Origin of the sequence: Methylibium sp., assembly GCF_013817365.1 — a bacterium.
Lineage (GTDB): Bacteria > Pseudomonadota > Gammaproteobacteria > Burkholderiales > Burkholderiaceae_C > Methylibium.
Map to the genome: position 1 here is coordinate 1 of NZ_JACDCU010000073.1, position 12,093 is coordinate 12,093.

The 12,093-nt window shown below is 67.5% G+C and carries 12 protein-coding genes; 2 read left to right on the top strand and 10 right to left on the bottom strand.

Going from position 1 to position 12,093, the window contains the following annotated elements; genetic code table 11:
- Positions 1–327: 327 nt before the first annotated feature.
- Both H0W38_RS06870 and H0W38_RS06875 read right to left on the bottom strand, forming a co-directional pair.
- The gene (locus H0W38_RS06870; protein WP_292452365.1) at positions 328–2,811 is read right to left on the bottom strand and encodes a YbcC family protein; all 2,484 of its coding nucleotides are present in this window, start codon (positions 2,809–2,811) and stop codon (positions 328–330) included.
- Between the two features lie 31 nt (positions 2,812–2,842).
- The gene (locus tag H0W38_RS06875) at positions 2,843–4,492 is read right to left on the bottom strand and encodes an NADH-quinone oxidoreductase subunit L (RefSeq protein WP_292452366.1); all 1,650 of its coding nucleotides are present in this window, start codon (positions 4,490–4,492) and stop codon (positions 2,843–2,845) included.
- Positions 4,493–4,600: 108 nt separating this feature from the next.
- Between H0W38_RS06875 and H0W38_RS06880 the strand changes: the two genes are divergently transcribed.
- Positions 4,601–5,509: a LysR family transcriptional regulator gene (locus tag H0W38_RS06880; protein WP_292452367.1), complete on the top strand. Its 909-nt coding sequence runs from the start codon at positions 4,601–4,603 to the stop codon at positions 5,507–5,509.
- Between the two features lie 235 nt (positions 5,510–5,744).
- On the opposite strand, the gene H0W38_RS06885 is transcribed toward H0W38_RS06880, so the two are convergent.
- The 3 genes from H0W38_RS06885 to H0W38_RS06895 form a co-directional block, all read right to left on the bottom strand.
- On the bottom strand, positions 5,745–6,227 hold the full coding sequence (locus H0W38_RS06885) for an exopolysaccharide biosynthesis protein (protein WP_292452368.1): 483 nt from the start codon (positions 6,225–6,227) through the stop codon (positions 5,745–5,747).
- Between the two features lie 170 nt (positions 6,228–6,397).
- Positions 6,398–7,390: a TerC family protein gene (locus tag H0W38_RS06890; protein WP_292452369.1), complete on the bottom strand. Its 993-nt coding sequence runs from the start codon at positions 7,388–7,390 to the stop codon at positions 6,398–6,400.
- 9 nt (positions 7,391–7,399) lie between these two features.
- On the bottom strand, positions 7,400–7,558 hold the full coding sequence (locus H0W38_RS06895) for a hypothetical protein (RefSeq protein WP_292452370.1): 159 nt from the start codon (positions 7,556–7,558) through the stop codon (positions 7,400–7,402).
- 109 nt (positions 7,559–7,667) lie between these two features.
- Between H0W38_RS06895 and H0W38_RS06900 the strand changes: the two genes are divergently transcribed.
- Positions 7,668–8,549, top strand: a complete 882-nt coding sequence (locus H0W38_RS06900) for a LysR family transcriptional regulator (protein ID WP_292452379.1) — start codon at positions 7,668–7,670, stop codon at positions 8,547–8,549.
- 19 nt (positions 8,550–8,568) lie between these two features.
- Here H0W38_RS06900 and H0W38_RS06905 read toward each other — a convergent pair whose 3' ends face one another.
- The 5 genes from H0W38_RS06905 to H0W38_RS06925 all read right to left on the bottom strand — a co-directional run.
- Positions 8,569–9,003: a TerB family tellurite resistance protein gene (locus H0W38_RS06905; RefSeq protein WP_292452371.1), complete on the bottom strand. Its 435-nt coding sequence runs from the start codon at positions 9,001–9,003 to the stop codon at positions 8,569–8,571.
- A gap of 91 nt (positions 9,004–9,094) precedes the next feature.
- A complete protein-coding gene (locus H0W38_RS06910; RefSeq protein ID WP_292452372.1) occupies positions 9,095–9,490 on the bottom strand; it encodes an HPF/RaiA family ribosome-associated protein in 396 nt (131 codons plus the stop codon).
- Positions 9,491–10,149: 659 nt separating this feature from the next.
- Positions 10,150–10,344 carry a hypothetical protein gene (locus H0W38_RS06915; protein ID WP_292452374.1) on the bottom strand — a complete coding sequence of 65 codons (195 nt, stop codon included), beginning with the start codon at positions 10,342–10,344 and terminating at the stop codon, positions 10,150–10,152.
- Entirely contained in the window at positions 10,341–11,234 is an 894-nt protein-coding gene (locus tag H0W38_RS06920) for a diacylglycerol kinase family protein (protein ID WP_292452375.1), read from the bottom strand. Before H0W38_RS06920 ends, H0W38_RS06915 begins: the two co-directional genes overlap by 4 nt.
- Positions 11,235–11,370: 136 nt before the next feature.
- Positions 11,371–12,093 (bottom strand): DUF3616 domain-containing protein (locus H0W38_RS06925; RefSeq protein WP_292452377.1); only part of this gene is annotated, 723 nt, incomplete at its 5' end.

The window sequence follows — 12,093 nt, forward strand, 5'->3', positions numbered from 1 at the left end:
TTGTGTTAACAGGCCCTAGTCGAGTGACCGGACTTTGGAAGCAGCCATCGCGCTGCGTCCGCCGCCGCGACGAAACCCAAGAAGCTACCGTTCGGAGAGGCGCGATGGCGGTCGGCGTCGAAGGCCGGCCGTGCGACTGCTCCTCACAGCCTCGAACTGGCGCTGCCGACCCATCAGTGACGGTCATGAAGTCAGGCGAGGCGCCGTAGCGTTCGCGCCGCACAGATTGTGGACTGGTGGGCGCCCCCATCGGATCGAAGCCATGCGCATTCACCCCCGATTCCACAGGGTTCTGGCGCTGTCCTCGGCATCCGCTGCGCGCACGGCTTAGGACGTCGCCGCAAGCCATGCTCCACCGGGCCGATAGCGCCAGACACCCGCGTCCTCGCCAAGGCGGAACAGGTGGAGCCACTCGTTGTCGAGCAGTTGGCGCACCGTGGTATTGCGGGCGACGATGTCGTCGATCGGGGCCGGCGGCGCCTCGATGAACACGCTCAGCCGCAGCGGTGTGTGGCGGAAATGCTGGCCGTCGTGCAGCGATTGCATCGGCAGACCGATGCGCAGGTCGCCGCCGTTGCCTTCGAAGACGCCGATATTGCCGCCTACCACGTTGTGCAGAACCTTGTCGCCACTGCCGTAGCGCGCGTTGTCCACGGTCGACGCGTGGTACTGCAAGTTGATCCAGTTGGTCACCACCATGGGAGCGGTCATGATCAGCTCCAACACCCTGAAGCCGTCGTCGCGCTGCCAGACGTAGTCGTGCAGGAAGCTACGGCCGGCCAGGTTCAGGTGCCGGCTGCGGCTGCGGGGTGCCACGATGAAAGCAGCGCAATCGGCCAGGCCCCACTCGGGCCGCACCTGCGCCCAGTCGGTGCTGCGCGCGGACATCGCCTTGCTCAGAGCGTCGGCATCGGCGGCACAAGCGGACAGCCCCAGTGACGCGGCACGCTCGGCCCGCGCGCGGCGGCCGGCCTCGGCCAGCCAGGTTTGCAGCTGGGACAGGTCTTGGGTGTGGCTGGCGGGCAGCAGATCGGTATCGAAGAGCTGCATTTCGTCGGTGGTGGTGTTGTGCAGCCCGGCCAGGAACCACGTGCTCTCGGGCACGGCGACACCGCGGGCCTGCAGACCCTGGCGCACTTGAGGCTCGTTGAGCAAGAGGGCCAGCGCGCGCGCGTTGACCTCGCCGGTCTGGCCCCCACAGGCGCCACAGTCCAGCCCGGCGGCGTGCGGGTTGTTGGCGCTGGTGCTGCCATGGCCGGCCAGCAGCACCAGACGCGCATGGTCGACGGTCAGGCCCATTGCGCCCAGCGCGGTGGCGGCGGCGTTGACGCCAGCCTCGAGATTGGGGCCACCCGCGCCCGGAAAGCGTGGGCGCGACTGGCTGCGCTGCGCCGCGGACAGGGCGGTCTGCTCGACGGGGATCGGCTCGGCCTCGCCGCCCAGGCTGCTCTTGAGCAACTTGCCGGCAAACAGCAGGCCGCAGGACTCGACGAAGGAGAAGCTCGAGCCCGCACCGCTGCGAAAGGCCTGCCACTGCTGGCGCCACTGCAGCTTCTTGCGACGCTGCCGGGCCAGCGCCTGGCCCAGGCCCGGCGCATCGCACTCGTCGGTGATGCACAGGCCCGGCGCCAACAGGCCGGGCAGCTGCGGGCGCTTCATCTCGCTGCCCAGCGGCTGGTACGCGACGAACATCGCAAAGAAGCCGGCAAAGCCAAGCGTCTGCACGTCCGGGCTGCTGGCTTCCAGCGCGCGGCGGTAGACCTCGGAGCGCACGTCGATGCAGAACACGGCCTGCACGGCGGGTGGCGCAGCCGTGGGCTCACCCGTGGCAGCTGCGGCGCGGTTGAGGCCCTGGCACAGCGGCTCCTGGTAGCTGCGCTCCAAGGCGGCCTGCCACAGCCAATCGGTCTGCTGCGCGCGTTGTGCCTGTGCGATGCGCCCGTCGCTGCCGCGCCAGGCGCTGGCCAGATCGCTGGCCACAGCCAACTCGCCATGGCCTTCGTGCAGCAGCCACTCCCATGCCAGACGTACCGCCAGCAGGTGCACGATCTGCTCGTCATCCCGCTCTTCCAGTCGGGCCTGCCAGCGCTGGTAGGCACACCAGGACGCCCAGCCGTTGATGCTCATCAGCAGTGCCGTGAAGTAGGCCTCGTGCGCGGCTGCGGGCACCTGCAGCGCCTGCATCGCGGCAGCGATCAGCGCCTGCGGCTCGTCAGGCAAGTGGGCCAAGCGCGCGCTGAAGCCGCGGTAGCCCATCAGCATGCCCGGGCCCAGGTCGTGCGCCGACTGCCGCAACCAGCTCGGGTAGAGCCCACCGTTGCGGTCCGGGCCCCAGGCCGCCTGGCCTTGGTCGAAGAAGCCGGCACAGCACTGGCTGATGTGGTGCGTGATGTAGTCGCGCCAGGCCATGGCGTGGCCCAGGTCGCGGTGCGCGTCGACGAGGTCGGTGGCCAGCGGCAGGCGTGCGGGCAACGCAGGCCTGGTCTCCAGGCTGGCCACCAGCGTGTCAACGGTCTCGGCGGACCCGGCGGTGGTGATGGCGGCCTGCAGGTGCTGCCTTCCCACGTGGCCGGCCTGCCACTGCTGGCGGAAGCCGTCGCGCGACATCAGCATCGGGCTGCCCGACACTGCGGCCAGTTGGGCCGCGGCGGCGGCGACCGGTCGCTCGAGATGGCCCCAGTAGGGGTTGACCGCGATGAAGCGGTCCAGCGGCCATGTCGGCGCGATGCGAGCGCAGGCGCGCTCGATCGCAGGCTGCAGCGCGGCCGCTGCGGAGGGCGCCGGGTGCGCCTTGTCGAGGGTGTGGTTCATGGCGAATCTCTCGTTCGAGGCAGGGGCGCGATCAGGGCTGGGTCTGCATGTCGGGCCGCCCTGCGGCAGGCCTGGCCAGCGTGCCCGGCATGGCCGGCACGCGCGCCGGCCACAGGCGGAAAGTCAGCCGGGTGAACAACTCGTCCAGGTACAGGCCAGCAAAAAGCGTGGGGTAGAGCCAGCGTGCCAGTACCCCGCGCGGCCACACCCGCACCGCGCCCTGCACCACGAACAGCAGGCCGAAGCAAGCCAGCACCCAGCCCACCAGGACCGGGCTGGCCGTGCTCGCGCCGGACGCGCCGAGCCAGCCGCCGAACACGGCATGCAGTCCGAAGTAGGCCAGCGCAACCCCCCAAGCGCCAGCCAGCCCAAGCAGTGCTCCAAGCGCGCCGGCCCGCAGAAGCGGCCCGGTGAGCAGCGGCACCAGCGCCAGCGCCAGGATGCCGCCCATGGCCCAGAGTGCCGGTTCCGCGGCCGGCTTGAGGCCCCACGCCAGCGCAGCAGCAGCCACCACAGCCGAGCCGACCAGCGCAGCCAGGCCCCAAGTCGCGGCGCCCAGTGGCGGCGCTGATGGCGTCATCTGCCGCAAACGGTTTTGCTCCACCGCGCCACCGGCGGCCAGGAAGGCATGGGCCTTGTACAGCGAGTGCGCCACCAGATGCAGCAGCGCTAGCTCATGCAGTCCCAGGCCGCACTGCATGAGCATGAAACCCATTTGCGCGCAGGTGGACCAGGCCAGCGAAACCTTGATGCTGATGCGCGTCATCATCACCAGCGCCGCGACCACGGCCGTGACGCTGCCCACGACCACCAGCAGGGCCTGTGCCACCGGCACGTCGGCAACGAGGTCCCCGACACGGATGAGCAAGAAGCCGCCCAGGTTGACCACGCCCGCATGCAGCAGCGCGGACACCGGCGTCGGTGCCTCCATGACTTGGATCAGCCAGCCATGCACCGGCAGTTGCGCGCACTTCAGCAGCGCGCTGGCCGCCAGCAGCAGCGCCGCGGCCTGCAAGGTGCCGGGCACCGCGGGCAATGCGCGTGCGGCGGCGATGGCGCGGTCGATGTCCAGCGTGCCGAGTTGCAGGCCGACGAGCGCTACACCGCCCAGCAGGCACAGGTCGGCAACACGGCTGGCCAGGAACTTCTTGTGCGCCGCTATCAGCGCCTGCGGCCGATCATCGAAGAATGTCAGCAGCCCGTGCAGCGCCAGGCTGGTGGCGATCCATGCCAGTGCCAGCACCGCCAAGCTGTTTGTGACCACCATCAGCGACACCGCAGCCAGCGTCAGCATCAGCCCCCGGATGTAACGCGGCTGGCCCCGCGCACCGCCCAGGTAGGGCTGTGAGTAGCCCGTGATCACCCAGCCGATGAAGCTCACCAACACCAGCATCAGGCCGCCCAGCGCGTCGCTGCGCAGGCCGAAGTGCAGTGCACCTGCGTCGCCCAGTATCACCAGCGCCGGCCCGCGCATCAGCGCCGCGCCGCCAGCCAGCAGCCCGCCGAGCGACAGCAGTGACGCGCCCAGCGCCAGCGCTGCACTCCAGCGGGCGACACGCCAGCCTGCGTCGGGCCGCTGTCCGAGCGCCGTCGCGGCAGCAGCAGAACCCGCGTAGAGCAGCGGCACCAGCGCCAGCACGGAGGCGCGCCAGGGCGAGAGTTCCAAGAGATTCGGTTCCATGGTGCAGGTCTCGCAGGCTCCGGTTGGCCGAGACTGTGCTGCTTGCGGCTAGTTCCGTAAAATTCATTGTTGCTAACATTTCGTTCTATAAAACAGATACTTCTGCCCATGTCGCGACTGAACTTTCACCACCTGCATTACTTCTGGGCCGTGGCCAAGGAGGGCAACCTGACGCGAGCAGCCGCGCGGCTTAACGTGTCGCAGTCGGTGCTGTCCACGCAGATCAAGCGGCTGGAAGAGCAACTCGGCCACGCGCTGTTCAACCGGGTCGGCCGCACCTTGCAGATCACCGAAGCCGGCCGCATGACCTTGACCTACGCCGAGTCGATCTTCACCTCGGGCAACGAACTGCTTGCGATGCTGCGCGACGGCGCCATGCACACGCGCCAGGTGCTTCGCATCGGCTCAGTGGCGACGCTGTCACGCAATTTCCAGGAGAACTTCGTCAAGCCGCTGCTGACACGCAGCGACGTTGAGCTGGTGCTGCAGTCCGGCAGCCTGGAGGAACTGTTGCAACGGCTTCGTGTCCACACGCTCGACGTGGTGCTGTCGAACCGGCGCGTTCACGCCGACGCCGACCACCCTTGGCGGTGCCGCAGCATCGCGCGCCAGCCAGTCAGCCTGGTGGGCAGGCAGAGGCCCAGGCGGCGGGCCTTCCGCTTTCCGCAGGAGCTGGCTGAAGTGCCCCTGTTGCTGCCGAGCCGTGACAGCGACATCCGCGCCGCTTTCGACCTGATGTGCGAGCAGCACGGTCTGCGCTGCCAGGTGCTGGCCGAGGTCGACGACATGGCCTTGCTGCGCCTGCTGGCCCGCGATTCGGGCGCCGTGGCCTTGCTGCCGTCAGTGGTGGTGCGTGATGAGTTGTTGAGCGGCCAGCTCGTCGAGTACTGCGTCGTGCCCGACCTGATCGAGAACTTCTACGCCATCACGGTCAAGCGCCACTTCGAGCCGCCGTTGCTCGAGGAGCTGCTGCGTCGTGACGAGATCGACGTACTGGGCCTTTCGGGTCAGAGGTGACGGCGTCGTCCCTTGCAGACGCCCGGCAACTGGTCATCAAGCGGGTAGCCCGGAAGCTGTCCACTACCACCTACAACTCTTGGCCGGTACGGTAAGTGGCCGAACGACAGCTGCCCGGCGGCCTGACTTCAATGTCGGCTGATGGGAATCCTGATCGTGAAAGAGAGTGGCTCTGCCCGACCCTTTGCAGTCACCGAGGCGCGTTGAAAGCCGGTGTTCTGCTGCAGCAGCTGATTCACGCCGTCCAACGCAGCAGCGTCACGAGGAGTACGAGAAGGCCGAGGCCCAAGTTCACCGCCGCCCATCTTCGGGTCTGCGCAAGCGCCGCCATAACGATCCAGGCCAGAGGCATCTCGAAGCTGCCGCCGGACTGCACTGCCTGCTTGGCCACGCGGCCCAGCATCCACACGTTGCTTCCCAGTGTGAGCAACGAAGCCATGAGCGCCAGCGCCGGCAACACGTTGCCGAAGGGAACCGGCAACACGACGATGACGGCCATCAGTCCCACCGTTGCGGCGGTCCACGAGCGCCTGCCCGTACATGCAGGATCGGTGAGCCGTGCTTTCGCCAGGCGGCCTGCCGCGGCGCACGTCGCTGCCAGCAGCACCAGCACCCGCTGCGCCCAGTGTCGGGGCGACTCCAGCCGGGCCACTCGCCCGGGCAGGTGCTCTTCGGCCTGGCCCGCGCCACATGGCGATCGCCAGCGCGGCCAACCCAAGTCCGAGCACGGTGCCCACTGCCGGCACGGGCAGCAGGCAAGGTGCCGCCATCAGCAGCAGCAAGCTGCTTGTCTCGCAGGCCAATGAGCCTGCGCCAGCGACTGCAAGGACACGCGCTCGCTGGGCAAGTCCGCTGAAGCCTGGCGCATCCGCTGCGCGCTGGGCCCGCTCATGCGCGCTCCAGCGCGACATGTTGCTCGCGGGTCTTCCACAGCGACACCAGCACGCCACCCGCGATCAGGCCGAACGTCACCGACAGCGAGATCACCGCCGGAATCTTGCCGATGATGCCGACGAGGAAGATCTTCGAGCCGATGAACACCAGCACCAGCGCCAGCGCGTACTTCAGGTACTTGAAGCGGTGGATCATGGCCGCCAGGGCAAAGTACAGCGCACGCAGCCCCAGGATCGCGAAGATGTTGCTGGTGTAGACGATGAACGGGTCGGTGGTGATCGCAAAGATCGCTGGCACCGAATCGACCGCAAACACCAAGTCGACGAACTCGATCAGCACCAGCGCCAGGAACAGCGGCGTGGCAAAGCGCACCACCTTGCCCGTGGCGGGGTCGGGTTCATGCACCCAGAAGGCATTGCCGCGCAGCCCGTCGGTCACGCGCATGCGCTTCTTCAGGAACTTCAGCAATGGGTTATTCGCGATGTCGGGCATGTGGTCGGCAATGATCCACATCTTGATGCCCGTGAAGATCAGGAACGCACCAAACAGATACAGCACCCAGCTGAACTGGCTGACCAAGGTGGCACCCAGTCCGATCATGATGGCGCGCAGCACGATCACGCCCAGGATGCCCCAGAACAGCACCCGGTGCTGGTACTGCCGCGGGATCGCGAAGAAACTGAAGATCAGCGCGATGACAAACACGTTGTCCATCGACAGCGATTTCTCGATCATGAAGCCGGTGTAGTAGTCCATGCCGCTTTGCGCGCCCAGGTACCACCAGACCCAGGCGCCGAAGAGCAATGCCACGCTGATGTAGCCGCTTGACAGCAGCAGGCTTTCGCGCACGCCGATCTCGCTGTCGCCGTTGTGCAGGACGCCGAGGTCGAAGGCCAGCAGAGACACGACGATGCCGAAGAACACGAGCCAGATCCAGGCAGCTTTGCCCAGGAAGTCCGCCGTGAGGTAGGGAAGAAGGATGTCCATGTCCAGGCCTCAGAGGATCGCGGCCACAGCGGAGCCGGCAGCGAAAAGACCGCCGAAGACAGCAAGCAACGCGACGTCGCGTTTCTCGTTGCCAAGCCGCCATGCGTGAAAGGTCACGGCGAGCAGGACCGTGGTCATGATGGCAAGCAGAAGAACGGTGGTGTCCATGTTTTTGTAGTCACTCAATGCGATGAGGGATCTTCGGCAGTTCTCCGGCCCGGAAGAATCAGAGATACAGTGAGCCCAAGTTCGGTTTTCCCGATGTGGGTTGTGCAACTTGTTGAACTACCGCCATCTGTACTACTTCTGGGTTGTGACGAAGGAAGGCGGCTTTGCCCGCGCCGCCGAGCGGCTGGACATGGCCGTGCAGACCATCAGCGCCCAGGTTCGCGAGCTGGAGAAGGCGCTGGGTCACCAACTCCTCAAGCCCGCCGGGCGCGGCGTGGCGATGACCGAGGCGGGTCAGGCGGCCTTTGCTCGCGCCGAGGAAATCTTCCAGCTCGGGCAGCTCATTCCGGAAGAAGTTCGCGAGGCCGCCAGCGGCAAGGTCGCGCGGCTGGCCGTTGGGCTGTCGGATGGCATTTCCAAACTGGCCGCGCATGCGCTGCTGGCGCCGGTCTTGGCAACGCCGACGCTGCGGCTGCTCTGCCATGAGGGCGAGTTCGAGCAACTGCTGGCCGAGCTGGCGATGCACCACCTGGATCTGGTGTTGGCGGGGCAACCCGCACCCCACAACCCGAATCTGCGCTTGACGAGCGAACGGCTGGTCGAGTCGCCAGTGGAGTGGTACGGGCCCTCGGCTTTGGTGCACAAGGCCGCCGTGGCTGGGTTTCCGCAGTCGCTGGCACGACTGCCCGTGATGCTGCCGACCGGGCATTCGGCGTTGCGGCCCCGGCTGGACCGCTGGTTCGAAGCCCAGGGCCTGCGGCCGCACATCGTCGGCGAGTTCGAGGACAGTGCCTTGCTGGCGGTCTTTGCCGCCAGAGGCCTCGGCGTGTTCCCGGTCAGCCGCTTCGGTGCCGCTGACGTGGCGCTGATGCGTGGCCTGCGGCTGCTGGGCCGTTGCGACGGCGTGCTGGAGGAAATCCACGCCATCCGCTCACGCCGCGGCCAGCACCACCCGTTGGTGATGCAGCTGGTGGCTGCGGCGCGGGCTTGACCGAAAGACTCTCAGGCTCTCATGCCGTCTGCCGGCGCGCCGACTTCGGGGCGCTCGCCGCGTCGTCATCGGTCAGCCCCCAATGGTGCCGGGCCGCCTCCAGCACCACGGTTTCACCGTCGGCCAGGTGGCCGTCCGCCCGGGCGGCGGCCAAGGACAGACGCAGCACAGTCCTTTGCAGCGCCGGATCCGACACCTCGGCCATCAGCGACGCCAAGGTGCTGTCATCGACGTTGGCCAACAGAGAGCCCGTCGCGCAGACCCCGAGCAGCAGCTCTTCGCACAGCGTGTGGACGATGTGCGGCATGAGATGGGGCTCCAGGCCCAGCTCGTGCTCGGCGCCGAGCTGCTTGAGGATCTCGGACTCTGAACTGCACACATGGCCGTCAGAGATCAGAACCAGCGCGACGATGCGAGCGGCGGCTTCGGGGCTGTTGTGGGGATAGCTGCGCATGGTGAAGTGCTTTCAGTGTTGACGTGGTGATGGAGAGCAAAGACCGACGAGTTGCCGCCTGCTGAAGAGAGCGGCCGGCAGATAGCGGCCGCTAGTCAAGCCGCAACCGGCGCTGCGTGCTCGGGCGTGCCGCCGGAGCCGCCACCCGTGCACGGATCGGCGCCAGCACCATGGCCCGATGCTCCACCGACGTCGCCCGATGGAGTTGCACGACGACCCGTTGCCGAACCCGTGACGCCACCGCCTCGACCGAGTCCTGCCACGATCGGGCCGTGGCAGTGACCGCTACAGGGCTGTTCCCGCGCACAACCAGCTCGACGTGGCAGCGTTTGTCGACGCCGCCAGCAGGCCCGTTGATGTCGTCCAGCCTGACCTTGATGCGCACCACCAGCCCGTGTAGGCGCCGAAGCGCTTGGCGCAGCCGGTCCGCAGCGCGCTGCTGCCACAGCTTGCCTTCAAGGTCGTTGGAGCAAAAGTAAAGCTTCATGATCAAGCCCTTGAGAAGTTGCGATCACTGGACTTTGGCGCTGATGCGGAAGCAGAAAAAGCAGATTCGCTGTGAGTCCGAGTTCGGAAACTGCGAAGTCCCCGAGTTCGCGTCGGCCGGGCCCGGCACTCGGCGCCGGCAGGTGAGCGACGAAACCGTCCTTGGCCAGCCCTGTCCTCCCATCAGACGCGGTCTGGGTGCACGGGTGTGACCGCCGTGCGGCCGAAGACCTGATCGGTAGCTGCAAAGTCTCACTGCTCGATGAGGCAGCAGTCCCTCGCTTCAGTCCGGGCCCTGGCCTGGGCCCGACCACCAGCGGACGCCTCGCCCATCGCAGCACGTTCATCGAACTGGGGATCCCCAGGCGGGTGCGCGACGAGACGGCTGTTCCGGCCTGAACGACCCACATTCGGCGTGTCAGGCCGTGCATCGCCAGTGTGTAGGGCAGGTGAATGTGTACGCCCATCACCAGGTCGGCCCCGGCGGCCGACCAGGCCTGCGTCGCGGCAAGGTGGCACGCAACAGGTTGGGCCGGTCCCGGGCCTGGGTCACGGCCGCTGGCTGGTGCACCACCACCACGCGCAACTGCCGTGGGCTGGCTGCGCTCAGCAGGCGCGCCCAAAGGTCAAACAGCGAGATGTCGTGGTTGCCCGGGATGGTCAAAACTTCCGCACCCAGTCGGTCGACGAATGCCTTTGCCGTATGAACTGAGCTGGCCGCGCACGCTGCGTGATGTCACCCGACAGCACCACCACATCCGGCGGCTGCTGCGTTGCCAGTGCGACCAGTGCTTCGACCACGTGCGGCTGGTCGGTACCGAAGTGCGTATCGAGAATCTGCAGCAACGCACTCACGGCGCAGCCTCTGGCGCGTCTGCCGATCCCGCTTCGCCAGTGGCTTGGAGCAGGTACAAGGGCTTGTCCAGGACTCGGATGTCGATGGGCGCGTGCATGCGTGCCACCTCGCCGTCGCATGCCACCACGACCTCCCTGCGGCCGGGTGCCAGCGTGGGCTTGACCACCATGTGATGGAACTCGAAGCTCTCCACGCCGGCGGCTTCACCTAGCCTGCCCATGGCCCCATGCAGCATGAGCCCGATCATCGACAGCGTGCCGATGGGCCGCAGCATCAGCGCGGCCATGCTGCCGTCGCCGGGCGTGCCGGCCAGGGTGTCTTGCGGCTCCGCCCCGAACTGCTGCAACTGAAGCCGGTTGTTGCCCACGAAGAGCGTCAAGGTCTGGACGTCGCGAACCGTGGCACCCATCTCGATGTGCAGCCGCAGCCGGCGCTGCGCGCGCAGCAGCGTCGCACAGGCCGCCACAAACGCCACACAGCGGCTGCGGCCGAAGCGGGCTTTGTAGGCCTCGCGGTCCTGCAACAGTTCGGGGTAGGCGCCGAGGCTGGCGTTGACCAGGAACACCCGGTCATTGATGGCCGCCACCTGCACCGGCATCGGGCGCGCATCCAGCAGCAATCGCATTGCGGCGGCCGGCTCGGTGGGTATGGCGTGCGTTCTGGCAAAGTAATTGAAGGTGCCGTAGGGAAGCACGCCCATCGCGCAACCGGCTGCGTGCGCGGCCTGGGCCACCGTATTGAGGCTGCCATCGCCGCCGACGGCGATCACCGACGTCCCGCGTGCGACCGCCGTTGCTGCGGCCTCGGTGGCCACTCGCGCCAGCTCTTCAGGACGGCAGGTCAGCAGTTCGCCCGTTCGCCCGCGCGCTGCCAGGGCCGCCTCGATCACGGCACGCTTGCATCGACGTCGAGGGCACCCGCGGCGGCGTTGATCACGAACAGCAGGGCCGACGCAGGGTCGAGGCGCGGGACCGACATCGCCGGGCGCAGCGCGCTGCCAGCCCTGTCGCTGACGCTGGACACCATCAGTCATGCCGCAGCAGATCGCCGAAAACGGTGTGCTCACCCTCCCGGCGATCGGCGCCCGGAGCGTCGTACAGCACCAGCCAGCGGGGCTTGTCGCCGGCGAGCGTGGGCGGCAGGCCACAGATCGCCTCGGCGCGGTTCGTGCCGCGCCCGTGCGGCAGCGAGACCGACTCGGTCAGCGCCGCTTCGAAACGCACCAGCTCACGGTTGGCCTTCATCGCGGACCTGGCGAGCGGCCACTTGAAGACACGGATCTCGCCGTTGAGCACCATCGTCGGGCCGGCGAGGATGTACAGGTCGTCACCGGAGAAGTGCAGGTCGCGAATGCCCAGGCCGTCAAGCTGCAGGAAGTGCTTGCGCAACAGGATGCCACTGCCGTCCAGCGGCGCCAGCCGCAGCTGGTCGCCACGTGCTTCGACCGCCACTTCAAGCATCGCCGACCAGCCCCGCATTACCGGCCCACGCAGGCCGAGCAGGAGCCGGTAGCCGTCCACCGCCAGCCCTTCGATGTCGAAACCGTTGTCCTTGCCGGGGATGTTCATGTAGGGGCCGAAGTGGGGGTCTTCGGCCAGCACGCGGGTGAGCAGGTTGTCTTGCGCATCACCCTTGAGGCGCAGCGCGCGCCGTCCGTCCTGGGCTTTGCGGACCAGGCAGGGCTGGCCTTCGCCATTGAGCTCGATAGGCAGGCAGGCCAGCAGCCGGCGGTTGCGGTCCAGCGTTAC

Coding starts and splice junctions, on each gene's coding strand:
- H0W38_RS06870 (WP_292452365.1), bottom strand. CDS start 2,811: ATGAACCACACCCTCGACAAGGCGCACCCGGCGCCCTCCGCAGCGGCC.
- H0W38_RS06875 (WP_292452366.1), bottom strand. CDS start 4,492: ATGGAACCGAATCTCTTGGAACTCTCGCCCTGGCGCGCCTCCGTGCTG.
- H0W38_RS06880 (WP_292452367.1), top strand. CDS start 4,601: ATGTCGCGACTGAACTTTCACCACCTGCATTACTTCTGGGCCGTGGCC.
- H0W38_RS06890 (WP_292452369.1), bottom strand. CDS start 7,390: ATGGACATCCTTCTTCCCTACCTCACGGCGGACTTCCTGGGCAAAGCT.
- H0W38_RS06895 (WP_292452370.1), bottom strand. CDS start 7,558: ATGGACACCACCGTTCTTCTGCTTGCCATCATGACCACGGTCCTGCTC.
- H0W38_RS06905 (WP_292452371.1), bottom strand. CDS start 9,003: ATGCGCAGCTATCCCCACAACAGCCCCGAAGCCGCCGCTCGCATCGTC.
- H0W38_RS06910 (WP_292452372.1), bottom strand. CDS start 9,490: ATGAAGCTTTACTTTTGCTCCAACGACCTTGAAGGCAAGCTGTGGCAG.